Source organism: Pseudomonas graminis (assembly GCF_013201545.1).
GTDB lineage: Bacteria > Pseudomonadota > Gammaproteobacteria > Pseudomonadales > Pseudomonadaceae > Aquipseudomonas.
On the sequence record NZ_CP053746.1, the window covers coordinates 3,965,385 to 3,988,871 of the forward strand.

Annotated in this window: 23 protein-coding genes; 10 read left to right on the top strand and 13 right to left on the bottom strand. The window is 61.9% G+C overall.

The annotated features are described in order from the left end of the window. Window positions 1-227: 227 nt before the first annotated feature. Window positions 228-2,300: a calcium-binding protein gene (locus FX982_RS17765; protein WP_172611836.1), complete on the bottom strand. Its 2,073-nt coding sequence runs from the start codon at window positions 2,298-2,300 to the stop codon at window positions 228-230. Between the two features lie 396 nt (window positions 2,301-2,696). Between FX982_RS17765 and FX982_RS17770 the strand changes: the two genes are divergently transcribed. From FX982_RS17770 to FX982_RS17785, 4 genes are read left to right on the top strand one after another with little or no spacing between them, the layout of a single operon-like run. Beyond that, complete coding sequence (locus FX982_RS17770) at window positions 2,697-3,719, top strand: NAD-dependent epimerase/dehydratase family protein (protein ID WP_172611837.1); 1,023 nt, start codon at window positions 2,697-2,699, stop codon at window positions 3,717-3,719. Next, a complete protein-coding gene (locus tag FX982_RS17775; RefSeq protein ID WP_172611838.1) occupies window positions 3,719-4,477 on the top strand; it encodes a glycosyltransferase family 2 protein in 759 nt (252 codons plus the stop codon). Before FX982_RS17770 ends, FX982_RS17775 begins: the two co-directional genes overlap by 1 nt. Next, window positions 4,474-4,752 carry a lipid-A-disaccharide synthase N-terminal domain-containing protein gene (locus FX982_RS17780; RefSeq protein WP_172611839.1) on the top strand — a complete coding sequence of 93 codons (279 nt, stop codon included), beginning with the start codon at window positions 4,474-4,476 and terminating at the stop codon, window positions 4,750-4,752. The genes FX982_RS17775 and FX982_RS17780 overlap by 4 nt, the downstream gene beginning before the upstream one ends. 3 nt (window positions 4,753-4,755) lie before the next feature. Then, window positions 4,756-6,276, top strand: a complete 1,521-nt coding sequence (locus FX982_RS17785) for an ArnT family glycosyltransferase (protein ID WP_172611840.1) — start codon at window positions 4,756-4,758, stop codon at window positions 6,274-6,276. Window positions 6,277-6,335: 59 nt separating this feature from the next. On the opposite strand, the gene FX982_RS17790 is transcribed toward FX982_RS17785, so the two are convergent. After that, window positions 6,336-7,226, bottom strand: a complete 891-nt coding sequence (locus FX982_RS17790; RefSeq protein ID WP_172611841.1) for an SDR family oxidoreductase — start codon at window positions 7,224-7,226, stop codon at window positions 6,336-6,338. 99 nt (window positions 7,227-7,325) lie between these two features. Between FX982_RS17790 and FX982_RS17795 the strand changes: the two genes are divergently transcribed. Beyond that, complete coding sequence (locus FX982_RS17795; protein WP_172611842.1) at window positions 7,326-8,222, top strand: helix-turn-helix transcriptional regulator; 897 nt, start codon at window positions 7,326-7,328, stop codon at window positions 8,220-8,222. Window positions 8,223-8,410: 188 nt separating this feature from the next. On the opposite strand, the gene FX982_RS17800 is transcribed toward FX982_RS17795, so the two are convergent. Beyond that, on the bottom strand, window positions 8,411-8,596 hold the full coding sequence (locus FX982_RS17800; protein WP_172611843.1) for a DUF2986 domain-containing protein: 186 nt from the start codon (window positions 8,594-8,596) through the stop codon (window positions 8,411-8,413). A gap of 163 nt (window positions 8,597-8,759) precedes the next feature. Here FX982_RS17800 and FX982_RS17805 point away from each other — a divergent pair, with 163 nt between their 5' ends. Together FX982_RS17805 and FX982_RS17810 are read left to right on the top strand one after the other, a co-directional pair. Beyond that, window positions 8,760-9,386, top strand: coding sequence for a pyridoxamine 5'-phosphate oxidase family protein (locus FX982_RS17805; protein ID WP_172611844.1), 627 nt, complete (start codon window positions 8,760-8,762; stop codon window positions 9,384-9,386). A 115-nt stretch (window positions 9,387-9,501) separates the two neighbouring features. Then, window positions 9,502-10,410 (top strand): LysR family transcriptional regulator, encoded by a 909-nt coding sequence (locus tag FX982_RS17810; RefSeq protein WP_122534688.1) that lies wholly within the window; start codon window positions 9,502-9,504, stop codon window positions 10,408-10,410. Here the strand turns inward: FX982_RS17810 and FX982_RS17815 are convergent. The 7 genes from FX982_RS17815 to FX982_RS17845 form a co-directional block, all read right to left on the bottom strand. Then, window positions 10,396-11,172, bottom strand: coding sequence for a substrate-binding domain-containing protein (locus FX982_RS17815; protein WP_172611845.1), 777 nt, complete (start codon window positions 11,170-11,172; stop codon window positions 10,396-10,398). The genes FX982_RS17810 and FX982_RS17815 overlap by 15 nt on opposite strands. A gap of 10 nt (window positions 11,173-11,182) precedes the next feature. After that, window positions 11,183-12,481, bottom strand: a complete 1,299-nt coding sequence (locus FX982_RS17820) for an MFS transporter (protein WP_172611846.1) — start codon at window positions 12,479-12,481, stop codon at window positions 11,183-11,185. Window positions 12,482-12,671: 190 nt separating this feature from the next. Beyond that, on the bottom strand, window positions 12,672-13,547 hold the full coding sequence (locus FX982_RS17825; protein ID WP_172611847.1) for an EthD domain-containing protein: 876 nt from the start codon (window positions 13,545-13,547) through the stop codon (window positions 12,672-12,674). A 72-nt stretch (window positions 13,548-13,619) separates the two neighbouring features. Beyond that, entirely contained in the window at window positions 13,620-13,868 is a 249-nt protein-coding gene (locus FX982_RS17830; RefSeq protein WP_172611848.1) for a hypothetical protein, read from the bottom strand. Window positions 13,869-13,901: 33 nt separating this feature from the next. Then, the gene (locus FX982_RS17835) at window positions 13,902-14,696 is read right to left on the bottom strand and encodes an NYN domain-containing protein (RefSeq protein ID WP_172611849.1); all 795 of its coding nucleotides are present in this window, start codon (window positions 14,694-14,696) and stop codon (window positions 13,902-13,904) included. 118 nt (window positions 14,697-14,814) lie between these two features. Then, window positions 14,815-15,744: a 2-hydroxyacid dehydrogenase gene (locus FX982_RS17840; protein WP_172611850.1), complete on the bottom strand. Its 930-nt coding sequence runs from the start codon at window positions 15,742-15,744 to the stop codon at window positions 14,815-14,817. Continuing rightward, on the bottom strand, window positions 15,725-17,095 hold the full coding sequence (locus FX982_RS17845; RefSeq protein ID WP_172611851.1) for an MFS transporter: 1,371 nt from the start codon (window positions 17,093-17,095) through the stop codon (window positions 15,725-15,727). The genes FX982_RS17840 and FX982_RS17845 overlap by 20 nt, the downstream gene beginning before the upstream one ends. Before the next feature lie 256 nt (window positions 17,096-17,351). On the opposite strand from FX982_RS17845, the gene FX982_RS17850 reads away from it, so the two are divergent. From FX982_RS17850 to FX982_RS17860, 3 genes are all read left to right on the top strand, one after another. Next, window positions 17,352-19,178 carry a DUF262 domain-containing protein gene (locus tag FX982_RS17850; protein ID WP_172611852.1) on the top strand — a complete coding sequence of 609 codons (1,827 nt, stop codon included), beginning with the start codon at window positions 17,352-17,354 and terminating at the stop codon, window positions 19,176-19,178. A 47-nt stretch (window positions 19,179-19,225) separates the two neighbouring features. Then, on the top strand, window positions 19,226-19,414 hold the full coding sequence (locus FX982_RS17855) for a hypothetical protein (RefSeq protein WP_254074816.1): 189 nt from the start codon (window positions 19,226-19,228) through the stop codon (window positions 19,412-19,414). A 97-nt stretch (window positions 19,415-19,511) separates the two neighbouring features. Beyond that, on the top strand, window positions 19,512-20,270 hold the full coding sequence (locus tag FX982_RS17860) for a methyltransferase domain-containing protein (RefSeq protein ID WP_172611853.1): 759 nt from the start codon (window positions 19,512-19,514) through the stop codon (window positions 20,268-20,270). Window positions 20,271-20,308: 38 nt separating this feature from the next. On the opposite strand, the gene FX982_RS17865 is transcribed toward FX982_RS17860, so the two are convergent. The 3 genes from FX982_RS17865 to FX982_RS17875 form a co-directional block, all read right to left on the bottom strand. Beyond that, entirely contained in the window at window positions 20,309-20,752 is a 444-nt protein-coding gene (locus tag FX982_RS17865; RefSeq protein ID WP_172611854.1) for a thiol-disulfide oxidoreductase DCC family protein, read from the bottom strand. Next, entirely contained in the window at window positions 20,749-21,744 is a 996-nt protein-coding gene (locus tag FX982_RS17870; RefSeq protein WP_172611855.1) for an aldo/keto reductase, read from the bottom strand. The genes FX982_RS17865 and FX982_RS17870 overlap by 4 nt, the downstream gene beginning before the upstream one ends. 67 nt (window positions 21,745-21,811) lie before the next feature. Beyond that, entirely contained in the window at window positions 21,812-23,443 is a 1,632-nt protein-coding gene (locus FX982_RS17875) for a methyl-accepting chemotaxis protein (RefSeq protein WP_172611856.1), read from the bottom strand. Between the last annotated feature and the right edge of the window lie 44 nt (window positions 23,444-23,487).

Consider the following 23,487-nt stretch of genomic DNA (forward strand, 5'->3'; position numbering starts at 1 on the left):
TGTCACGACACGCCGATGGCTCGTAGATTTGATGTTCGCGGGCACGCGCAGCCAAAGCATGGGGTCATGAAATCGAAGGCTGTAGACGGGAGTAGGGGCTGGATGATTGCAGGTACACCGATGCGGATCTTGAAGTCCTATAACGAGTGGGTTGATGCGGGTCACCGGCTCTGAGCGTTGAACGAGGGGAACGCGCATGAGCCGTTCCCCTCGTCGCACCCCGCCTGTTAGCCGAGAACAGCCTCGCTGGCCATGCCCACGAGGGTTACTTCCTGCGCCTGCGCAAAGATCATGTCGGAGTTGCGCAGGTCCAGGGTCCAGTCGCCGGTGAGGGCGATTTCGAAGCGATGGCCCTGAGCGTCCGCTTCCACGTCCTTGAGGTAGGTGCGGTCTAGGTCGTCGTTATAGATCATTTTCAGTGTGGTCCCGGTACCGTCACCGAAACCCGTGTAACCCAACGCCGACACGTCGATCTTGTCGTTGTTGTTGGCGAACCGGACAATCAGGTCCACGAAGCTCTGGCTGTCGGTGCGATAGCTGTCGCTGGCTGCCGTGTAGCGGAACACGTCAGCGTCATTGATGCCATTACGGCCGTAGACTGAAAGGTTCGGGTCGTCGCCGCCGCTCAGCAGGTCGGCACCCGCGCCCCCGATGATCACATCCGAGCCTCTGCCGCCATCAATGCGGTCGTTACCGGCCAGGCCGTAGATGACCTCCGACATGGCACTCCCCGTGATCACATCCTTGCCGGCCGTTCCTTCGACGGTGGGGGCGGTGAACACCAGGTTGTTGCTGTTCAATTGCCCCGTCAGATTGCCTTCGAACGCCAGTTCAAAACGCTGCCCGTCAACGTCGGCATCGAAGCTTTTCAGATAGGTGCGGGTGCCGTCAGCATTGGCCTGGATCGCCAGCGTGCCGTTGTGGCCGTCGCCAAGGCCGGTGAACCCCAGTGAAATCAGGTCTACACGGTCCTGGGAGGCGTCGAAGTCCAGAATCCGGTCGCTGCCGGTTTCGGTAGCGGTGCGATAGCTGTCGCTGATCTGGCTGAAACGGAAAATGTCTGCGCCGTCCCCACCTGTCAGCACGTCACGGCCACCGGCGCCTTGCAACACGTCGTCACCGCCCAGGCCGCGGATGATCTCGGCCGTGTCGTTGCCAATCAGGTGATTGGCCTCGCTGGAGCCGTCTAGGTGGTATTGGCCGTCCTGGCTGCCGAAGGTGGTGTCCAGGCTGCCATCGGCGTTCAGGCGGGTGATCACGTCGCCAGCGATGAGGATTTTGCCATCGGGCTGAACGATCGCCGAGTGGGCATAGTTCTTCTCGCCCTGAGGCACCTGAATCGTGAGTTTGCCGTCCTCGCTAAAGGAGGTATCGAAGGAACCATCGGCATTCAGCCGCAGTACGTTGAAGGCGGTGTTGTCAGAACTCTCGCCGGCAATGATGAGCTTGCCATCGGCTTGCACGGTGATCGCAGCGCGGTAGTCCAGCCCCAGGGCGGTATCGAAGTACACCACGCCATCCACGCCAAACGTCGTATCCAGGTTGCCGTCGGCTGCAAGTCGCTGAACGGCATACACCGGATCGCCCGGGTCGTGGGGTCCCTCGGAGCCCACGTACAGCCAGCTGCCGAGCAATACGCTGCCGTCGGGCTGCACAACGGTGGCGATATTGCCGGTTCCGTAATAGCCGGTCGGGTTGAGGACGAGTGTGCCGTCGACACCGAAGTTTTCCGCCGGCGTACCGCTGCTGTCCAGCTTGAACACCACGGCTTGCGAGGTGCCGCGAGCGCTGACATACACCGAACCATCGGCTGTGGCGTAAATCGCCATTCCATCGGTGCTGATCGGTACATCAAGGGCTGCGGCGCCGCCTTTGCCGAACGTGGTGTCCAGGGTGCCATCGAGGTTGAAGCGTTCGACTTTCAAACCGCCAAGCCCAGGCTGCGCCGACAGGACTTTACCGTCGGCCTGCACGGCCATGACGTAGTAAGCCTCATCTTCCGGATCCAGGCTGGCCGGCACGAGGGCAATCCCGTCCTGGCTGAAACTGCTGTCCAGGCTGCCGTCGCTGTTCAGGCGCACCGACGTGAAGCTGCCGCGTGTTCCGTAGCTTTCATCGCCCGGCGAGCCTGGATAACCAATGGCGGTCTGGAAGCTTTCGCCGCCGACGAGGATCTTGCCGTCCGGCTGAAGAATGATGCTCCAGGTTTGATCGGCCCCCGTGGAGGGGTCCACTTGCACGGTGCCCGGGCCGGTTCGTACGGTGTAATCGATGGTGGGCTTGCTGTCTGTTGAAGCCATGACATTTTCCTTTTGACATGGAGGATGAAGGGTTTGAAGGCGTGACGCCCTGGGGTGTTGACCGTGACGGCATCCATAAATGCCAACGATTTTCCCGTCGGCAGAAAGCCGTCAAGGCTGTGCTAGAGGGATCGCTCAACAGACCTGCATTGCGCTGGTCGAACGTCTGGCGGGGCTCACGCGATGCGACGTCAACCCTGTTCACATTGCTTAAATATTGCTGTGACACAGTTTCACGTCGCTTGATCAAGCATCCGACAGAATCAGCTATGCAGCCTTAAACTCGGGGCGGTTGGCGGGTTCTGTAAAAAGGACTCATGAAATGAACGTCACGGTCTCACGCTCAGGATATGCAGGACTCAATCAGACTGCTCGCCGCCGGCCGGCACTCGCGCAATGACGGTGCTGATCACCGGGGTGGCGGGATTTATCGGCTTTCACATGGCCAGAACGTTGTGCAGCCAGGGCGTTCAAGTGGTGGGCATCGACAACCTCAACGATTACTACAGCGTCGACCTCAAGCGTGCCCGACTGGCGCAGCTTGAGCGTTTCCCCTCCTTTCAGTTCCAGCAAATCGACATCGTCGACCACGGCTCGCTGCTTGGCCTGTTCAGCGCGTCCGGCTTCATTGAGGTCATTCATCTGGCGGCCCAGGCCGGTGTCCGGTATTCCATCGATAACCCGAGCGTGTACGCCGATGCCAACTTGGTCGGTTTTCTCAACGTCCTGGAAGCCTGCCGGGCATACCCCGTGAAGCACCTTATTTATGCGTCGAGCAGTTCGGTGTACGGCGCCAACACCAAGATGCCGTTTGCCGTGGAAGACGCCGTTGAACAGCCCGTTTCCCTGTACGCCGCGACCAAGCGCGCCAACGAGCTCATGGCCTACAGCTACTCGCATCTGTACCGGATTCCGGCGACGGGGCTGCGGTTTTTTACCGTGTACGGGCCATGGGGACGGCCGGACATGGCGCTGTTCAAATTTACCCAGGCCATCCTCAAAGGCGAGCCCATCGATATCTACAACGACGGCGAGATGGCGCGGGATTTCACCTACGTAGACGACATCATCGAGTCGATGACCCGGCTCATGCCGCGGCCCCCGCCGCTCATGGACGGGGTCGCGCCGTGTCAGCTGTTCAACATCGGGCGAGGCGCGCCGGTGAAGCTGCTCGACTTTGTGGACTGCCTGGAGTCGGCGCTGGGGATTCAGGCCAGGCGCAACTACCTGCCGCTTCAGCCGGGCGACGTGCTGCAAACCTGGGCCGATGTTGCCGGCCTGGCGAAATGGATCGACTTCAGTCCGCAGGTCGGGCTGGAGCAGGGCGTGGCTGAGTTCGTGCGCTGGTATGGCGATTTCTACCCGGGCACACAAGCGAAACAGGCCAGTCAGTCAAAACAAGAGAAGCGGTGGGCGTGATGAGTGAATCGGTGTTCGTGTCGGTGTTGATCCCGGCGAAGAATGAAGCGCAAAACCTGCCTTCATTGCTCAATGAAATACGCACCGCGCTGGCCGGTGAGCAATACGAGGTGTTGGTGGTCGACGACGGCAGCACCGACGACACGTTGCGGGTTCTGCAGCAGATCAAGGCTTCAGGTTTTGAGCCCCTGCGAATCCTGCATCACGCGGTGTCCCTCGGGCAGAGCACCTCGATCTGGCATGCCGCCCGCGCTGCCCGCGGTGAATGGCTGGCGACGCTGGACGGCGACGGCCAGAACGATCCCGCGGACCTGCCCGGCATGCTGGCACTGGTGCGCAACACGGGGCAGGTCAACGACCGGAACCCGGGCCAGCCGGTGACATTGGTCGCGGGGCATCGCGTCAACCGCCGAGACACCGCGAGCAAGCGCTGGGCGTCCCGTTTCGCCAATGCCTTGCGCAGCCGCATGCTCAAAGACGCCACGCCCGATACCGGTTGCGGGCTGAAACTGATCCAGCGAGCAGCGTTTCTGCAACTGCCTTACTTCGACCACATGCACCGCTTCATTCCTGCGTTGATCCAGCGCCATCACGGCCGAATGATCGTCCATCCGGTCCACCACCGTCATCGCCAGGCGGGCGTTTCCAATTACGGCAATCTGGACCGCGCGCTTGTCGGCATTCTCGACCTGTTCGGCGTCTGGTGGCTGGTGCGCCGCACCCGACTCAATGCGCAGCCCGAGGAGATGACCGGATGAATTTCACCCGCGAAACGCTTTGGCTCACAGTCGGGTTTCTCGGTCAGGCGGTTTTTACCGGCCGCTTCGTCTTGCAGTGGCTGTACAGCGAAATCAAGAAACGCAGCGTGATTCCGGTGGGTTTCTGGTACCTGAGCATGGTGGGCAGCGCGTTGTTGCTGGCCTATGCGATCTACCGCGAAGACCCGGTATTCATCATCGGCCAGTCATTTGGGTTCGTGGTTTATCTGCGCAACCTGCAACTTATTGCCAAACACAAAGACCTGAAGGAATAGCCCGTGGGACGTTTCCAATCTCCCGCGTTGCAGTGCCTTGCGCTGGTTGCGCTTGCGCTGATTCTGGTCGGCGCCGGCTTTGGCATCCGGCAGCCGCTCAATGTCGACGAAGAACGTTTCCTGGGCGTCGCACTGGAGATGCTGCACAGCGGCAGTTGGCTGATCCCCCATCGAGCCGGTGAAATCTACGGCGACAAGCCGCCCTTGTTCATGTGGACGGTTGCGTTTTTCACCTGGCTGACCGGTTCGCCGTCGTTGGCACTCTTCATCCCGGGCCTGCTCTCTGCGGCGACCGCCACCGCGGTGTTGTACGACCTGGGCCGGCGCCTGTGGTGTCGCCGGGTGGGCCGCATTGCCGCGCTGCTGTTTCTGGCGACTTACCAGACCTACAGCATCCTGCGTACCGGCCAGATCGACAGCTTCCTCTGTCTGTGGGTCGCGCTTGGTTTCTACGGCATGGTCCGGCACCTGCTGCTGGGCCCGGCGTGGGGCTGGTTCTACGTCGCGTGTCTGGCCATGGGCCTGGGCATCATCAGCAAGGGGGTGGGTTTTCTGCCGGCGCTGATGCTCGTGCCCTACGCCTACGCCGTGCGAAAGGGATGGCCGGGGGTGGCCGTCATGCCGGGGCAGGGGAGACGCTGGGCGGCCGGTTTTCTGGTGGTGCTGGCGGGATGTGCGGTCTGGGTTGTCCCGCTGCTCGCCACCGTCTGGCTCAAGGGTGGCCCTGACGAAGTGGCGTACCTGAAGGAAATCCTGTTTCACCAGACCGGTGGCCGCTACGCATCGGCCTGGGATCACCGCGAACCGTTCTGGTATTTCCTGACCGTCATTCCCCAGTACTGGCTGCCGCTGGTGCTGGCGTTGCCGTGGCTTGTACCCGCCTGGCGTCGCCAACTGCGAAAGCACGATGCGCGGATATTGCTGTTGCTCGGCTGGGTGGTTCTGGTGGTGCTGTTTTTCTGCCTGAGCACCGGCAAGCGCAAGATCTATATCTTCCCTGCGCTGCCCGGCCTAGTGCTGGCGGCGGCGCCTTTGATTCCCTGGTTGCTTCGACGCTGGTTCGGCCATCGTCCGAAGGCCCGCGCCGTGTTTGGCGTGGCGGTGGTGGCGTGGTTTTGCCTGTGGTTCGGCCGTGGCTTCGTCGAGCCGTTCACCGACGGCCCCAATCCCCACAAGCTGCTGATGGGGGAAGCGGCTCGGCTGACTGACGGCGCCGAACTGGTGCTGGTCGGCTGGCGGGAAGGGCATTGGCTGTTCGCGCGCCAGCCGGTTGTGCATTTCGGGTTCGCCGATCAATCGGCCGCCGAACACGCGGCGCTCTGGCTGCGCACGCATCCATCCGCCTTTGCCCTGGTGCCCGCCGCTGAACTGGAGCGCTGTTTCATGGCCGACAAGGCTCGCCAGCTGGGATCAACCTCGAGGGCCGAGTGGTTGATCGTCGGCGCCGACGCGGACAATGGTCGCTGCCAGCCGCCGGCGCCTGTGCGCGTTTATCGCTTCTCATGGGGTTCCGACGCGCTCTAGGCCCGTTTCGCGCACGGGCCTTTCGTTAGAAGCGGCAGCTCGGCGTCTCTACGGATCATTCACCTTCGTTCAAAACACCCTTTGAGATCCTTAATCAAACCCGGCCCGGTCGGCACCCAGCCCAACCGTTCGCGGGTTTTGCTGCTATGGCTCGCCATGTCTCGCCCGACAAAGCTCGACAGCCAACCGAACTGCGCCATCGCCTCGTCGGCTGGCACTGAAACAACGGGCAGGCCAAGGCCTTCGCCCAGGGCTTGGGCGATGAGGCGAAACGGGATGTGGCTTTCGGCGGTTGCGTGATAGCGAGCGCCGGGTTGGTGTTTTTCCAGCGCGAGCCGGTACAGCTGAGCAGTGTCTGAAATGTGCGCTGCGGACCAGTGATTCAGGCCTTCATCGACGTAAGCCGAGACGCCTGTCTGCCGCGCGTGTCTGATGAGTTCAGTGACCAGGCCCTGTTTGACCGTATCGTGGATTTGCGAAAGGCGCACCACCACCACGTTGACGCCGCGTTGCAACAGCGCCTCTCCAGCCAGTTCCGAGGCTGCCCTGGGATTGGGGTGCTCGGGGTTGAAGTGATCTTCATCGGCAGGCTCACCCGGTGCCGGCGAGCCCATCGGCGTGGCGGAAGTGATCAACAGCGGGCGCTGCGAACCGGCCAGCGCCTCGCCCAGTGCGGCGATGGCCCGGGCGTCTTTCTGGCAGTTGTCGACGAAGTGGGCGAAGTCGTGATCGAACGCGGTGTGAATGACCGCATCACACTGTTCGGCGCCGCGTCTGAGGCTGGCGAGGTCTTCAAGGGTGCCGTGATGAGGCTCGGCGCCGATGGCCCGTAATGCGTCGGCGCCCGCCTGGGAACGGGTCATGCTCAGCACTTGATGACCCGCGGCAAGTAACTGCCGGGCGACGCGGGAACCGATAAAACCGGTGGAGCCGGTAAGAAATACGCGCATTGCTGAAAACTCCTTTTGCTGAAGCCGGCAGGATGCGCGTAACGTTTATCCGCTTAAAAGACGTGACGTTATCAGGGTATAAAAACCAACAGGATCACCATGGCCAACCCGTCTGCTCATCTGCTGGGCGCGTACTTGAAGGATTGCCGGGCGCGTCTGGACCCGGCGAGTTTGGGCTTTTCCAGCGCTCGCCGACGGACACCGGGTTTGCGCCGGGAAGAAGTCGCGCAGCGCGCCAATATCAGCGCGACCTGGTACACGTGGCTGGAGCAGGGGCGCGGCGGTGCACCCTCGGCGCAGGTATTGCACCGGATTGCGGAAAGTCTGTTGATGACCGAACCCGAACGCGAGCACCTGTTCATGCTCGCTTTCGGGCATCCGCCGGAAGTGGTCTACAGCGCGCCCGACTGGGTGACGCCCCGTCTGCAACGTGTCCTCGACACCCTCGCGTTCAGCCCGGCGTTTATCAAGACGGCGACGTGGGACGTGCTGGCCTGGAACGCCGCAGCGGCGGCGGTCTTCACCGATTACAGCCTGCTGCCGGTGGGGCAACGCAACATCTTGCGCCTGATGTTCTGCAACCCGCGCGCCCAGGCCCGGCAGGCTGACTGGAACGCGGTCGCGCGTTTCATCGTCGCGGCGTTTCGGGCGGACGCGACCCGTGCCGGTGCCGCTTCCGAGGTCACCCGGTTGGCCGAAGAACTGTGCACCCTGAGCGCGGAGTTCGCTGCGTTATGGCGGGACAACGACGTGCGGCTTCAGGGCGAAGGCACCAAGCGTCTGCGCCACGATCCCCACGGCATCATCGAATTGGAATACTCGAACTTCGCGGTGGACGGACGCCTGGACTTGTCGATGATCGTCTATAACCCGGTCACTACCGCCGATGCAGATCGTGTGCGGGCGGTGATCGAAGACGCTTCCCGGCTGAAGCCGGCGCTGTCTGTGGGACCGGTAACAGCCGGGAAGGCGTCGGAAGTCACACTGCAAGATTGATGGCGTATGGACTGGCCTCTTCCCGGGCGAAGCCGGTCCCACTGACACAGCGCGCGTCGCTGTGGGACCGGCTTTAGCCGGGAAGGCGTCGGCAATCACACTGCAAGATTGATGGCGTACGCACTGGCCTCTTCCCGGCTGAAGCCGGTCCTACCGGGGGTAGGCGGCGCATCGCAAATGGAGGGTGTTCAAACCGTCTCGGAAGGGTGGACCGCTTCAGGGGTGGATTCGGTCGTGGCTTCAGCATTGGCCTCAGCCAGCTTCAACCGGTCGGCCTTGCTGACGTAGGTGTCTTTGTTCTTCGGCGCCAGTTTGGCACTCGCCTTTTTTGCGTTGGCTCTGAGTATCTGGTTGAGTTTCTTGCGACGGTTCATGCCTGTTTACCCGGTGTGCAGATGCTGGACGGTGAAAAGGCAGGCAGTGAATCAGATCGCCGCTCAATCTGCCACATGCATCAGGCACTATTGCCCCGAACGGGCATGAAGCGTCATTGCATTCCGACCCTTTTCATTCAAGAAGAAACCGCAGAGAACCACGATGGATCTTGAAGACAGCTCGAACGTGACAACCGTGCAGGCGCTGGAAGCAATTTATGGCCCGATCGCGCCGCCGTCGCTGGTCAAAGAAGTCGACCACATTCACCCGGTTTACCGGCCGTTCATCGAAGCGGCGTCCTTTCTGATTCTCGCCTCGTCAGGGCCTGGGGGACTGGATGCTTCGCCCCGGGGCGATCAGCCGGGCTTTGTGCACATCGAAGACAGCAAAACGCTGTATCTGCCGGATCGACGCGGCAATAACCGCATCGACACCCTGCGCAATATCGTTGAAGACCCGCGGGTCGCGCTGCTGTTTCTGGTCCCGGGCGTCGGCGAAACCCTGCGCGTCAACGGCACGGCACAGATATCCATCGCGCCCGATCTGCTGGCGCGTTTTGCGGTCGAGGGGAAAGCGCCGAAATCGGTACTGCGCATCAACGTCACCAGCGTGTATTTCCAGTGCAGCCGGGCGGTGATCAGGGCAGGGCTGTGGGATGCATCAAAGCAGGTACCGCGCAGCGCACTGCCGACGGCGGGGCAGATCCTCAAAGAGGTGTCCCAAGCGGCCATCGACGGCGAGGCGTATGACAAGGCGCTGCCAGGCCGGATCGCCGACACGCTGTACTAATCAATCCGATCCGATTCACACCAGCGGCGCGCCATTAGAGTCGCCCGGGGGATGGCTCGCGAATGGGTTGCGCCTTACCATTGATGCCCGTCTTCGATCAAAGCGACGCCTTGCCGTGAACATTAATTTCGACCTCAATGACCTCCAGGCTTTTCGCGCAGTGGTTGAAAACCAGGGATTTCGCCGGGCCGCCGAGTCCATCCGCATCACCCAGTCGGCGCTGAGCCGCCGCATCGAAAAGCTCGAGTCCGCCCTGGGGGTCAAACTGTTTGAGCGGACCACGCGAAAGGTCTCGTTGACCAACGTCGGGCGGGCGTTTCTGCCCCAGGTCGAACGTCTGCTGGATGACCTGGATCTGGCCCTGCTCAGCATCGGCGACGGCGGCGCGAACCGCCGGGGCACGTTGACCGTGGCCTGCGTGCCTTCAGCGGCCTACTACTTCTTGCCCCATGCGATACGCAGCTTTCACGGGCAATACCCGCTGATGAAGATCAGACTCATCGACGTGTCGGCCAATGAAGTGAGTGCGGCGGTGGCTGCTGGCGAAGCGGATTTCGGGGTGAGCTTCACCGGCAACCTCGCGCCGGAAATCGAGTTCAGTCCGCTGCTTGAAGAGCACTACGTCGTTGCCTGCCGCCGCGACCATCCGCTGGCGACCCTCGACGCCGTCACTTGGGCTCAGGCGTGCGAACACGACTGCATCACGCTGGACAAATCTTCGGGCAATCGCCTGGTGCTGGATCGCGCGCTTTCCGGGCTGCAGCCGGGCAAGCACAGCGTCTGCGAAGCACGCCACGTGACCACGGTGCTAGGGCTGGTCGAGGCGGGGCTGGGCATTGCGGTGGTTCCCTCCATTGCCATGCCGATCTCCGCCCACCCGATTCTGGCGAAAGTGCGGCTGGTGGAGCCGGAGGTGGTCAGGCAGATGGGGGTGCTGAAACGCCGCGGACGCACATTGACGCCCGCGGCACTGGCGCTGGAGCAGCGAATTCGCGCGCTGCCCGGGACGTTAACGCGGGACTGAGTCCAGGCCGGTTTCGCGAATGCTGGCCTGGGCGTCGGGGGACGACAGGTACTTCAGCAGTGCCTTCGCTTCGACGGGGTGATCGGCATTTTTCGGAATGCCGGCGGCATAGCGGGTCACCGACTGCACGTCTTCCGGGATCTTGCCGACGAAAGTGACCCCCGGGATCGGCAACAGCTCGGCGACCTGCTGGAAGCCGAGCTGGTAGTCACCCTTGGCCACAACGGAGGCCACCGGAATGCGTTCGATCATCTTGCTTTTGGGCGCCATCTGCGGCTGAACGCCGAGTTTCTTGAACAACTCTTTCTCGATGTAGACGCCGCTTGCGCTGTCTGAATAGGCCACTGAACTGGCCGCCAGCAAGGTGTCTTTCAGCTCCGCATCCGTGGTGATGGCAGGTTTGTCTGCGCCGGCCTTCACCACCATGCCGATGCGCGAATCCGCGAGTTCGACACGCGAGGCGGCGTCGACCTTGCCTTGCTTGATCAAGTCATCCAGGGCGTAGCCCACCATGATCACCACGTCGGCGTGCTCGCCGCGACTCAACCGGTTGGGGATGGCCTCCGCCGCTTTGCCCATCGACGGGCCGAGCACCGTTTTCAGTGTGTTGCCGCTGTGCTCGGCGTATTGCGGTCCCAGGTGTTGATAGGCGGCAGTGAAGCCGCCGGAGGTCATGACGGTCAGCTCTTCGGCGTAGGCAAGATTGCCGTAGGCGCAGCTGGCCAGCGCGATCACGCAGAGCGGTTTTAGTAAGGGATTCATGATAGGTCCTTCAAGCAGTGGCAAGTGACTGAGTGGCGAGACGGCGGTACAGCACCAGCGTCGCGGTAAAGGCGCACAGGGCGGCGAAGATCATCCAGTAGGCCGGCGCTGCCTTGTCGCCGGTCAGGTGAATGAGCCAGGTGGAAACAGCCGGCGTGAAGCCGCCGAAGATCGCCGTCGCCAGGCTGTAGGCGAGGGAGAAACCGGCGACGCGTACCTCGACGGGCATCATTTCGGTGAGGGCGGGAATCATTGCGCCGTTGTAAATGCCGTAGAGAAATGAAAACCACAGCAGCACTTCGAGCATGTGGGCAAAGGTCGGCGCCTGGGCCAGGAATGACAGCGCCGGATACGCCGTGAGCAGCGTCAGCAATGACATCGCCAGCAGCAGCGGTTTGCGCCCCAGTCGGTCGCTCAATGCGCCGCCGATGGGCAGCCAGAAAAAGTTCGACACCCCCACCAGCAGGGTAACGATCAGCGCATCGCTGGTGCTCAGCTGCAGAACCGAGCGGCCGAAGGTCGGGGCGTAGACGGTGATCATGTAAAAGGCGGTGGTGGTCATCGCCACCATCAGCATGCCGAGGATGACCACACTGGCATTGCCGAGCAGTGTTGCGAACACTTCCTTCATCGTCGGGCGATGTTTGCGCGTGCTGAACTCAGCGGTTTCTTCGAGGCTGCGGCGCAGCAGGAAGATGAACGGGATGATCAGGCAGCCGACGGCAAATGGAATGCGCCAGCCCCACGCCGACAGCTCGGCCGGGGCCAGCCATTGATTGAGGCCGTAACCCAGGGCGGCGGCGACAACGATGGCCACCTGCTGACTGGCTGATTGCCAACTGGCGTAGAAACCTTTCCGCCCCGGCGTTGCCATTTCGGCGAGATAGACGGACACGCCGCCCATCTCTGCGCCTGCGGAGAATCCCTGCAGCAGCCTCCCGAGCAAGACCAGCGCCGGTGCCCACAGCCCGATCGTGGCGTAACTCGGCACCAGAACAATCAGCAAGGTGCCACTGGCCATGATCGCCAGCGTCACGATCAGGCCACGGCGGCGCCCGACATCATCGATGTACGCGCCCAGCAGCACAGCGCCCAATGGCCGCATCAGAAAACCTGCGCCGAAGACAGCGAAGGTCATCATCAACGAGGCGAACTCGTTGCCGGCGGGAAAGAAGGCGGAGGCGATCTGGGTGGCGTAGAAGCCAAAGAGGAAGAAGTCGAACTGTTCAAGAAAGTTTCCGGAGGTGACCCGGAAGACCATTCCTGCCCTGGACTTCCCGGAGGAGGTCTGGCTTGGCGGTTGATGCATGATGTTCTCCAGCGTTTTTTTTTGAGTTTGTAAGCGCTTGTAACTGGAGATTCTGTGGCAATTTTTAGACGACGATAATCGTTATTTTTTCATCCTTTGATGCATGGATTAGATCAATCTGAGGCGGCAGGGGGTGCTCCCAGGTCATTCAATTGTCGGCAGCCGTGAGCCACGGCCACCGACAGAACCACTAGCTGGCCTGGGTGCCTTTCAGCATCAGCGCCTCGACATCCGGCCCAACCTGGTTCACCGCGCCCAGGTATTCAATCAGCTCGGCTGCCCGACTGCCGCGCAATCCTGCGGTGGTCAGGGACTTGTCGCGCACGTAGGTGTAAAGCCCGGAAACGGCGAACGTCTTGAGCTGGGCAATGTGCTTTGACTGCTCAGGCAAGGTGTTCTGGAACACGTCACTCTGGAAAAAACGACGACGCGCGAGGGGCGAGGTGAACGCGATTTCCAGCACGGCCAATTCCGCGCGCGCCGGGTTGGCGAAGTGCGCAACGTTCGGCGCAGGTGGGTGCTGGCCGTCGTTCTCGAATGGCTCGCACAGGTGCAGACAGACTTTAACCACCCCTTCAGCGCTTGCCAGCAGCGGGCCCAGGTTTGACTTCAGGTAGGCATGCAGCTGCGGCAGTGTTTCGCGGGGGCTGAAGTGCACGTGAATGCGGTCGAAGGTGTCGGTGCCGTTGAAGCGCTCATCCGCCAGCGAATTGGTCAGGGTCAACGAGCCTTGAGGCAGGGCGTAGGCCAGGGTTTCGTCGAACATGTTCTGCTCGTCCGAAAACAGGATCGGGCTGGCCTCCTGAAACTGCTTCTGGTCCGCAGCGGATTCAAAACCGATCTCCACCCCACCGTCCAGTTCGTAATCCTGAATCTCGCTGATGCCATCGGCGAGGGGCCAGAGGTGCGCATCCTGCTGCCGGGAGAAGTGGTGCTGGATGTACAAGCCCAGGCCGGGCAGTCGCGAGCACAGCGGGCCGTGGACGTCGCGCCAGTAGTGGGCGAATACGTCATGGGGCACGCGCTCCCGGCGTTTGACGGTCGTGTAGCTGTTGATCTCGATCATTTGGCACCTGTCAGTCGGGAAATGTTCAGTCGTAGTGATCGGATGCAGGTGCCGCTGCAGGGTTCAACGTTTCTACACGGCGTCGTCGTTCGCCGTTTGCGTGACGTGAATGTCCGTCAGCCCGAGTTGGCCGGCCTGTTCGGTGATTTCATCCGGCAGGGCATCGGCATTGGGCATGATCAGGCTGTTTTCGCTGTCGCCGAAATGCAGCTCAAGCAGGTGCATCGCGGCTTCGCTCACCGACAGCTCAGGCTGATTCAGCTCGAAGCGGTGGTGGCGGGGTTGGTCTTTGAAGCGATAGTCGACTGAGTAGATGGGCATGCAAGGCTCCATACATGAAAAAAGCGGATCGGGTTATTTACCGTTTTGTTTGTGCCTGACGTACATCACCGCTGTGCCACTGGACGCCGGTCTGCCCTGCAGCTCGAACGCTTGCGGGTAGCCCTTGATCAGGTCGCTGAGCTTTTTGTAGCCATGGGTGCGCGGGTCGAATTCCGGTCGCAGCTTGGTGATGTTGGTGCCGAGGGCACCGAGCTGGACCCAGCCGTCTTCGTCGGCGATGTCGTCGAGGATTTTTGCGATGAAGCTGATAGGCGCCTTGGGCCGTTTTGCCGTCTCGGTCGCTGCGGGTTTGGCCATTTCTGACTGCGCGGGAGCGTCGAGCGTTTGCTCTGCGCTGGCGGCGGCGATCACCTCTTCGCGCAGCAATTCGATGTAGATGAATTTGTCGCAGGCCGCCACGAACGGCCGGGGTGTTTTCTCTTCTCCAAAGCCGATCACGGTCAGGCCCTCTTCGCGCAATCGCGAGGCCAGGCGAGTGAAATCGCTGTCGCTGGAGACCAGACAAAAGCCGTCGAAGCGCCGCGTGTACAGCAGGTCCATGGCGTCGATGATCAGCGAGCTGTCGGTGGCGTTCTTGCCCTTGGTGTAAGCGAACTGCTGGATGGGCTGGATCGAGTGATCGAGCAGGACTTTCTTCCAGCCGCCAAGCTGCGGCCCGGTCCAGTCGCCATAGATGCGCTTGACGCTGGCGACGCCGTATTTGGCGATTTCTTCGAACAAGCCTTCGACGATGGCGGCAGGTGCGTTGTCTGCATCAATGAGAACGGCGAGGTGCTTTTGAGCGTGGCTGGCGGTATGAGCGGCCATGGATCTTCCTTGAGTAGGGGACGCCACACCATACCGCCAAACCCTGCTTTCAGACAGGCAACGAATCAGGGCTCCTGCGGCACCGTAATCAATGCCGCGAGCCGCAGGCCACGTCGGGCTATTCCGGAACAGGGGTGGGCAAGTCTGCGCCGCTGTGCCAGGCGTGGAGGTTGGCCATGACCAGATCGGACATCGCCTGCCGGGTGTCCCACGTGGCGCTGGCCATGTGCGGGGTGAGCAAGACGTTGTCCAGATCAAGCAGCGCAGCGGCGGGGTGCGGCTCGTTTTCGTAGACGTCCAGCGCCGCGCCCGCCAGACGACCCTCGGCAAGGGCTTGGGCGAGGGCATTTTCATCAACCACGCTGCCACGGCCGACATTGATCAGATAGCCCTTGGGGCCCAGCGCCTCCAGCACCTTCGCGTCCACCAGATGGTGGGTGCTGGCGCCGCCGCCGACCGCGACCACGAGGAAATCCACCGCTGCGGCCAGTTCTACCGCCGACGCGTAATAGGTGAACTCGACGTCCTGCGGCCGTCGCCCGGTGTAGGCGATCGACATGTCGAAGCCCTGAGCCCGGCGGGCGATGGCGGCGCCAATACGGCCCAGACCAATGATGCCCAGGCGCGCCCGGCTGACCTTGCGGCTGAAAGCGATGGGACCGCTTGCCCAGGCGCCCGAGCGGGTAAAACGGTCGGCGACCCGCAGGTTGCGGGCGATGCCCAGCATCAAGGCCATGGCAAAATCTGCCACGTCTTCGGTGAGCACATCGGGGGTGTGGGTGACACGAATGCCCCGATCACGGGCCGCCGCCATGTCGACGCCGTCGTAGCCCACGCCGAACACGGCAATGACTTCCAGCGCAGGCAGGCTTTCGATCAACTGCCGACTGACCGTGGATTCGCCATTGGCGACCATGGCGCAGATGTCGGCGGTGGATTGGCCAACGCCAGTGCCGTTCTGATCGGCTTCCACCACCTCATAGGTCGCGTTCAGCGCGTCATTGAGCATGGCCGGCAAGCGGGCGATTTTAAGGAGCCTTGGCTTCATCTAGACCTCGGGTGATATGAGTGGCAGGAGCAGCGGCAGCAGTTGCGGTGGCAGCGACAGGCGCTGCACGGGGCGCGCGAGCCAGGAACAGTCCCAGCACACCGCCGGCCAGCAGGGCTGCCGATACCAGCAACAGCGCGTAGTCGTAGCTCTGGGTGGCGTCCTTGATCCAGCCCATGACGGGCGGCAGGCCAAGGCCGGCGATGTTGGCGATGGAGTTGATCAGCGCGATGGACGCCGCGGCCGCAGCGCCCGAAAGGTATTCGGTCGTCGTCGCCCAGAACACCGGCGTGGCCGCCCAGTTCAGGCCGACCGCCACCACCAGCAATCCGTAGGCCAGCCACGGATTGCTGGTCCACACCGCCAGCGCCAGCAGCACTCCGGCCGCCATCAGCGGCAGCGCCAGGTGCCAGCCACGCTCGCCCTTGCGGTCGGAATGGGTGCCGTTGAAATACATGAACACGCAGGCAAACAAGAACGGCAGCGCCGACAGCACGCTGACAGTGAACGATTCCTGGCCGGACACCGATTTGACGATCAGCGGCAAAAACAGCGTGATGCCGATGGTGCCGAACGCTTGCAGCAGCCAGAACAGGCTCAACAGCCAGACCTGACGGCTGCGAAACGCAGTCTGCCAGGCGGCATGGTGGGAAATCGGCGAGTTCGCCTGTTCAGCCGCGATGGTGCGGCTTAGCCAGTCTTTCTGATCGGCGTGCAGCCAGTGTGTGCTTTGCGGCGAATCCGGCAGGTAGCGCAACACCACGACCCCAAGGATCACCGCCGGCAGGCCTTCCAGCAGAAACAGCCAGCGCCAGCCGCTGACGCCGAAATACCCGTCCAGGTGCAGAAACGCCCCTGACAGCGGCAAGCCAATCACCGACGCCAGTGCGGCGCCGATGTAGAAGAACGACATGGCTTTGGCCCGATCGGTCTTCGGGTACCACTGCGACAGGTAATAAATGATTCCCGGGGTAAAACCTGCCTCGGCGGCGCCCAGCAGCAGGCGCATGCCGTACAGCTGATTCGCGCTCTGCACGAACGCCATGCCCGCGGCAACGATGCCCCAGGTGATCATGATCCGCGCAATCCAGCGCCGCGCGCCGACCCGCGTGAGGATGACGCTGCTGGGGACTTCAAGAAGGATGTAGGTCAGAAAGAACAGTCCCACGCCGATGCCATACATGCGGGCGGTCAGGCCCAGCTCGGCATTCATCTGCAATGCGGCAACGGAAATGTTCGACTTGTCGATGTACGCGACCATGTACAGCAGCATCAGGAAGGGGATCAACTTGAGGTTGAGGCGCTTCATGGTGCTGGCGTGCAGGCCCGAATCCAGAGATGGCGTGGGCATGGGACTTCCTGTTGTTTTTATAAAGGGAGCTGATAGGGAGCACTGACGTCCACCATAGACGACATGTCCCGATACCTCAATATGTGATTGGTCATCCCATATATAGGGACATCCTTCAGTCGCGCGGGTCCCTTTGGCGGTGGGAACTAGCTCACCGCAGCACATTGCGGGCCGGAGTCTGCTGATATACCGTCGCGCTCGGCCGTTGCAGATTACCGACGCTGGCCTGTCGTGTTATCCCAGGGATGAACTTCGAGTGGCGTATAAATCCAGCTCTATCGCAGGTGTCATCCGACGCCTGAACCGTGACTACTATTTGCCTGCCATTCAGCGCCCGTACGTGTGGACGCCGGATCAGATCGTTCGGCTGTTCGACAGCTTGCTCAAGGGTTACCCGATCAGCTCATTCCTTTTCTGGGACATCGAACCCGCCCAAGCCAAGACCCTGGACATTTACAAATTCGTCGAAGATTTCAAATACGGCGATTTTCACAACGAAACTGCCATCGTCACCGACCAGCACCTGACGCTGGTTCTGGACGGTCAGCAGCGATTGACATCGCTGTTGATCGGCTTGCGCGGCACTTACAAGGTCAAGCTCAAAGGCAAGCGCTGGCAGAACCCTGATTCATGGGTGCGCCAGAGTCTGTTCCTCGATCTGCTGAAAGACGCCAGCGACGAGGAATCCGAGTCGGACATTTCTTATGGATTGGCCTTTTTTGCCGCCGCGCCGGCGGAGCAGGAGGGGACACACTGGTTCCCCGTCAACAGCATCATGCAGTTCGACGACAAGGAGCTGTTCGACGCCTATGTCGAGAAACTCCTCGATTCGCTGGAGTCCAGAGACACTTCCCGCACGGACTGCCGGATTGTCGAGCGCAACCTCAAGAAGCTGTATCACTCGGTGTGGGTCGACGAGTCGATCGCTTATTTCACCGAAACCAGTCGCTCCCTCGAGCGGGTGCTGGATATTTTTGTGCGGGCCAACGAGGGCGGGACCAAGCTCAGTAAGTCCGACCTTCTGCTGTCGACGATCACCACCACATGGGGCGATCTGAATGCGCGGGAAGAGATCTACAACTACGTCGATTACCTGAACAGCGGCCTCGCCCGGAACAACAGCTTCGACAAAGATTGGGTCATGAAAGCGTGCCTGGTGCTCTCCGATCTGCCCAACGCGTACAAGGTTTCGAATTTCACCAAGAAAAATCTGGATCTGATCCGGCACAACTGGGACGGCATAAAAACCGCCCTGGAGATGACCGTGCGTCTGGCCAACGATTTCGGCATCGACCGCGAGACGCTGACAAGTGCCAACGCCTTACTGCCCATCGCGTACTACTTCTTCAAGACCTCGATTCGCTTCAATTCCACCAACGCCCGTGACGTCGAAGCGATGCAGGCCATGCACCGCTGGCTGGTCAAGGCGCTGCTGGCCAGTACATTCGGCGGCTCATCCGATGGCACCATCAGCCAGTCCCGCAAGATTATTCAAGAGAGTCTGGTGGTTAGCACCGAGTTTCCAGAACGGGCGCTGTTGTTGGGTCTGCGCCGGCAAAGCCAGATTGACTTCACCGACCCGCGCAGCCTGGATGACCTGCTGGCGCTCACCTATCAGGACTGGACGACGTTCTTCGCGTTGTCACTGCTGCACCCGGACAAACGATGGGGAAGCGCGCAATACCACATCGACCATATTTTCCCCCAGGCCAGCCTGACCAAAGCCAGGCTGCTGAGCCAGGGTGTTTCGGAATGGACGGTGGACGCGTTCCTGCAGAGCAAGGACCGGATCAGCAACCTGCAGCTGTTGCCCTACCTGGATAACATCGAGAAGTCCGACCAACCGTTTGACGTCTGGCTCGAAGGCCGCAGCAGCGCCTTCGTCGAGGACCATTCGATTCCGGCCGATGCCGGGCTGTATCAGACCAGCCGTTTCCTGGACTTTCTCAACGCCCGGGAAGCGCTGCTGAAAGCACGCTTCGCCGGCATTCTTGGCTTCACGGGCGCAGGGCTGGTACAAGCCGAGGACGTTGCGGTGCCCGAAGCCGCTGAAGCCACCGAGGACGATCAGCCAAAAAAGTAGATCGCTCGTCGTTGATGGTGCCACAGGCCCGCGATGGATCTGTTTTTGTGCCTTCGCTGGGCAGCAGAAACGGCTACACCGTAGGCCCCAAGGGCGATGAGCGAAAGTTCGCCGGTTACGACGACGCGCTGGCGTTTCTGCGCTCACAGCCTGCTGCCTACTGGCGCAGACCCAATGCGCAGGGCAACTGGGGCATTGTCGTCGGCGTGCGCTGGATTGACTGGGTCGAGGAATAGTCCTTGGCGGGTGACCCGGAGCGCTGGGTCACCCACATCCATTGCACCCCATGCCGCCCGTAGCGCAGACTTCGCGCACTTTTCCGGAGCGCTTCCCATGACGACTGCCAGACCCGATTTCACCACTCAGCTGTTGATGGATGCCGGCATTGGCACAGGGATGCGCGTGCTGGATGTGGGCTGCGGATCGGGGGATGTGGCCTTTCTGCTGACCGGGCTGGTAGGCGAAACGGGGGAAGTGGTAGGGATTGATCACGATGACGCGGCGCTTGCCACGGCGCGCAGCCGGGCCATTGAAGGTCAACTGGCGTTGCCGACGTTTGTTCAGAGCGGTTTGCTGGACGTGCCGGCATCGTTGGGGACTTTCGATGCGGTCGTCGGCCGCCGCGTGCTCATGTATCAGTCCGACACCGTGGCGGCAGCGACCGCGTTGGGCCGGCTGCTTCGGCCCGGCGGCGTCATGGTCTTCCAGGAGCATGACACCACGATGGTCCCGGCCAGCCTTGACGGCTTCGCCCTGCACCGCCAGGCCCAGGGCTGGCTGCGCGAGATGATCGCCCGCGAAGGCGCCGACCTGCACATCGGCTTTCATCTTCATGGGATTCTGAGCAAGGCCGGTCTGGCCGTGGAGAACGTGCGCGCCGAATGCATCGTGCAGACCCCCGACAAGGCCTACGCCCTGGGTTACATCGTCCGTGCGTGTTTGCCCCGGATCATCACCCTGAGCGTGGCGACCGCCGACGAGGTCGACATCGATACCCTGCAGCAGCGCCTTGATGAGGAGCGCACGCAGTCAGAAGGCATCTACATCGGCGACGTGATGTTCGGAGCGTGGGCGCGCAAGCCGCGTCACTGACCGCATCCCGTCACCCCGGCGCTGGTGTCACCTGCTCGCTACTTGAGGGCGTTCTTGCCCAGGAAGCGATCGGGGTGATCCGCAGCGGGCAAGCGACACGTGTCGTAACGGCCAAACAGCTGGTAGCGGTTCAGCGCGATCTTGTCGTACAGCCAGTCACGCAGCACCCTCGGGAATATCCGTGCCAGAAGCAGCCAGTGCCATCGCGCGGGCAGGTGAGCCAGAATCTTGAACATCGCGTCCGAGCGCACATAGAAGCGGTCGTTTTCCACCAAGACGATGGTGTTGAACTGATCCTGGGGCAATCCCGCCCATTTCAGCAGCGCCTGACCCTCGGGCGACTGCACGGCGGCCAGCGTTAGCCGGTGCTCGCGGTCCTGGCTGATGATGAAGGTCGCCCAGCCATTGCAGAGCTTGCAGGTGCCGTCGAACAACACGACGGCCCGGCCGGTGGCAAGCCCGGAATGACCGTGGGGCTTCACGCGAAGCCCGTCACGGCGTGAGGAACGTAGGGCGCCTCAAGGCGTTTCACTTCGTCATCGCTGAGGACCAGCTCCAGCGCCGCGATCGCATCGTCCAGATGGTGCGGCTTGGAAGCTCCGACTATTGGCGCCGACACACCACGCTGGGCCAACACCCACGCCAGCGCGACCTGCGCCATAGGCACGCCACGCTCGCCGGCAATCTGCTCGACCACGTCGATGACGCGACCATCCTCGGCTTCCGTCCCCTCGTAAAACGACTGGCCAGAAATGTCGGTCTTGGTGCGTTCGGTCTGCTGTCCATGGGGCCGGGTGAGTCTGCCACGGGCCATCGGGCTCCATGGCATCAGGCCGACGCCCTGATCCAGGCACAGCGGAATCATCTCGCGCTGTTCTTCGCGGTACACCAGGTTGAGGTAGTTCTGCATGGACACAAAGCGGCTCCAGCCGTTGGCCGCCGCGACCTGCTGAGCCTTGGCGAACTGCCAGGCGAACATCGACGACGCGCCGATGTAGCGCGCCTTGCCGGCCCGTACCACGTCGTTCAGCGCTTCCATGGTTTCTTCGATGGGGGTGTGATAATCCCAGCGATGAATCTGGTACAGGTCGACGTAGTCGGTGCCCAGCCGCGTCAGGCTGGCGTCGATGTTGGCCATGATGGCTTTCCTCGACAGCCCCTGTTCGTTGGGTCGCTTCGAGCCTTCCCACATGTTGGCCGGAAAAAACACCTTGGTCGCGATGACGGTTTCTTCGCGACGGGTGAATTCCTTCAGCAGCTTGCCAACGATGACTTCCGAGGTGCCCGCCGAGTAGCTGTTGGCCGTGTCGAAGAAGTTGATGCCTTGCTCGACCGCGTGCCTGATGATAGGACGGCTGGCGTCCTCATCCAGCGTCCACGGGTGCGTGCCGGCGTCCGGGTCGCCAAACGTCATGCACCCCAGGCACAGCCTCGACACGTCCAGCCCCGTGGAACCCAGCTTCACAAACTTCATGCTTTCACCTCCGAAATCGTTTGATGCCGCAAACAGACGGCTCAGAGGTGCGATCACTCGCGTCCGATTAAGTTCTGAATTGCATCACCAGACCGTTCAGGCCCACCGCCAGTTGTGACAGCTCATTGCTCGCCGCCGAGGTCTGATTGGCACCGGCAGACGTCTGCAGCGACAGGTCGCGAATGCTGGTCAGGTTGCGATCGACTTCCCGCGCGACCTGGGCCTGTTCTTCCGTGGCCGTAGCGATGCTGACGTTGCGCTCGTTGATCAGCACGATGGCGGTTTTGATGTCGGCGAGGGCACGACCGGCGGCACCGGCGACGTCCAGGCTGACCCGCGCGCGTTCGCTGCTCTGGCCCATGGCCGTGACCGCCTTGTGGGTGCCGCCCTGAATCGAGGCGATCATCTTTTCGATCTCGGCGGTGGACTGCTGGGTGCGGTGCGCCAGGGCGCGGACTTCATCGGCCACCACCGCAAAACCGCGTCCGGCTTCGCCCGCGCGAGCGGCCTCAATGGCCGCGTTGAGGGCGAGCAGGTTGGTCTGATCGGCGATGCCGCGAATCACATCCAGCACGCCGCTGATGTTCTGCACCTGGCCGGCCAGCCCGTTGATTTCATTCGCAGTGGCGCCGACCGAGTCGTGCAACTCGTTGATCGCCGAGATGGTTTCGTTGACCCGCAGACGACCCTGTTCCGCCGAGTCGCTGGAATCGCGCGCCGCCGTCGAGGCCAGAGAGGCGTTATTGGCGACTTCCTCCACCGCGGCGCTCATTTGATTGATGGCCGTGGCGGCCTGATTGATTTCGTCATTCTGACGCTGAACCCCGCGCAGGGATTCCTCGGTCACGGCGGTCATTTCTTCGGAGGTCGAGGCCAGTTGATTGGACGAATGGCCCAGCTCCGAGAGGGTGTGGCGCAGGTTCTGCTGCATCACCGACAGCGCGTGCAGCAGGCGGCCTGGCTCATCGGAGCCGTCCACTTGAATCGGCTTGCTCAGGTCGTTGGCGGCAATGTTTTCGGCCACGGCCAACGCTTTGGCGATCGGCGCCACCAGGCTGCGGGTGAACAGCGCGGCCAGGGCGAGGGTGGCGGCCAGCGCCACCACGATGGCAGCGATGATGACATTGCGGGCCTGATCGTAACTTTCCTCTGCCGCGACATCCGAGGCGTGCATTTTCTCGTTGGCCAGCTCGGCGATGGTGGCGATGTCTTTCGCGAGCGTATCGGCCGCGCGGGTCTGTTCGCCGGACGGCTCGGTCAATGAAACGATAATGTCATCGCGCTTCTGCGCCACGGCGTCGAGAAAGCGCGCGTGAACGGCGAGGTAAGCCTGCATGTCGCGCTCCATCTGCGCGTAGGCATTCAAGCCACGCTCGCTGATCAGCAGCGATTTGAGGCGCTTTACATCATTCTCGAGATCACCGCGGCCCTGGCTGACGCGCTTCATGGCGGACTCGTTACTCGCGGCACTTTGCGCAGCTCGCAGGCTGGTGTTGCCGAGACGGATGGTCAGCAGGTCGTTTTTGATGTCTGCGATGGCGAGGAGGGTGGGGAGCACGTTGTCCTGCAGGGCGTCCCTTGCGTCTTTGAGCTTCGACGCTTGCAGCAGCGAGAACAGTCCGACGGCGGCGATCAGTACGGCAAAAAAGCCAAAGCAAATTAGCGAGCGGGGGGCGATGTTGAGGCGTCTAAGGTTCATGTCAGGGCTGTCCATAGGAAGAGAGATCACCGGGATATCGACCT

Coding starts and splice junctions, on each gene's coding strand:
- FX982_RS17795 (WP_172611842.1), top strand. CDS start 7,326: ATGGCCAACCCGTCTGCTCATCTGCTGGGCGCGTACTTGAAGGATTGC.
- FX982_RS17860 (WP_172611853.1), top strand. CDS start 19,512: ATGACGACTGCCAGACCCGATTTCACCACTCAGCTGTTGATGGATGCC.
- FX982_RS17840 (WP_172611850.1), bottom strand. CDS start 15,744: ATGAAGCCAAGGCTCCTTAAAATCGCCCGCTTGCCGGCCATGCTCAAT.
- FX982_RS17765 (WP_172611836.1), bottom strand. CDS start 2,300: ATGGCTTCAACAGACAGCAAGCCCACCATCGATTACACCGTACGAACC.
- FX982_RS17775 (WP_172611838.1), top strand. CDS start 3,719: ATGAGTGAATCGGTGTTCGTGTCGGTGTTGATCCCGGCGAAGAATGAA.
- FX982_RS17790 (WP_172611841.1), bottom strand. CDS start 7,226: ATGCGCGTATTTCTTACCGGCTCCACCGGTTTTATCGGTTCCCGCGTC.
- FX982_RS17770 (WP_172611837.1), top strand. CDS start 2,697: ATGACGGTGCTGATCACCGGGGTGGCGGGATTTATCGGCTTTCACATG.
- FX982_RS17830 (WP_172611848.1), bottom strand. CDS start 13,868: ATGCCCATCTACTCAGTCGACTATCGCTTCAAAGACCAACCCCGCCAC.
- FX982_RS17815 (WP_172611845.1), bottom strand. CDS start 11,172: ATGAATCCCTTACTAAAACCGCTCTGCGTGATCGCGCTGGCCAGCTGC.
- FX982_RS17820 (WP_172611846.1), bottom strand. CDS start 12,481: ATGCATCAACCGCCAAGCCAGACCTCCTCCGGGAAGTCCAGGGCAGGA.
- FX982_RS17800 (WP_172611843.1), bottom strand. CDS start 8,596: ATGAACCGTCGCAAGAAACTCAACCAGATACTCAGAGCCAACGCAAAA.
- FX982_RS17875 (WP_172611856.1), bottom strand. CDS start 23,443: ATGAACCTTAGACGCCTCAACATCGCCCCCCGCTCGCTAATTTGCTTT.
- FX982_RS17780 (WP_172611839.1), top strand. CDS start 4,474: ATGAATTTCACCCGCGAAACGCTTTGGCTCACAGTCGGGTTTCTCGGT.
- FX982_RS17845 (WP_172611851.1), bottom strand. CDS start 17,095: ATGCCCACGCCATCTCTGGATTCGGGCCTGCACGCCAGCACCATGAAG.
- FX982_RS17805 (WP_172611844.1), top strand. CDS start 8,760: ATGGATCTTGAAGACAGCTCGAACGTGACAACCGTGCAGGCGCTGGAA.
- FX982_RS17825 (WP_172611847.1), bottom strand. CDS start 13,547: ATGATCGAGATCAACAGCTACACGACCGTCAAACGCCGGGAGCGCGTG.
- FX982_RS17870 (WP_172611855.1), bottom strand. CDS start 21,744: ATGAAGTTTGTGAAGCTGGGTTCCACGGGGCTGGACGTGTCGAGGCTG.
- FX982_RS17835 (WP_172611849.1), bottom strand. CDS start 14,696: ATGGCCGCTCATACCGCCAGCCACGCTCAAAAGCACCTCGCCGTTCTC.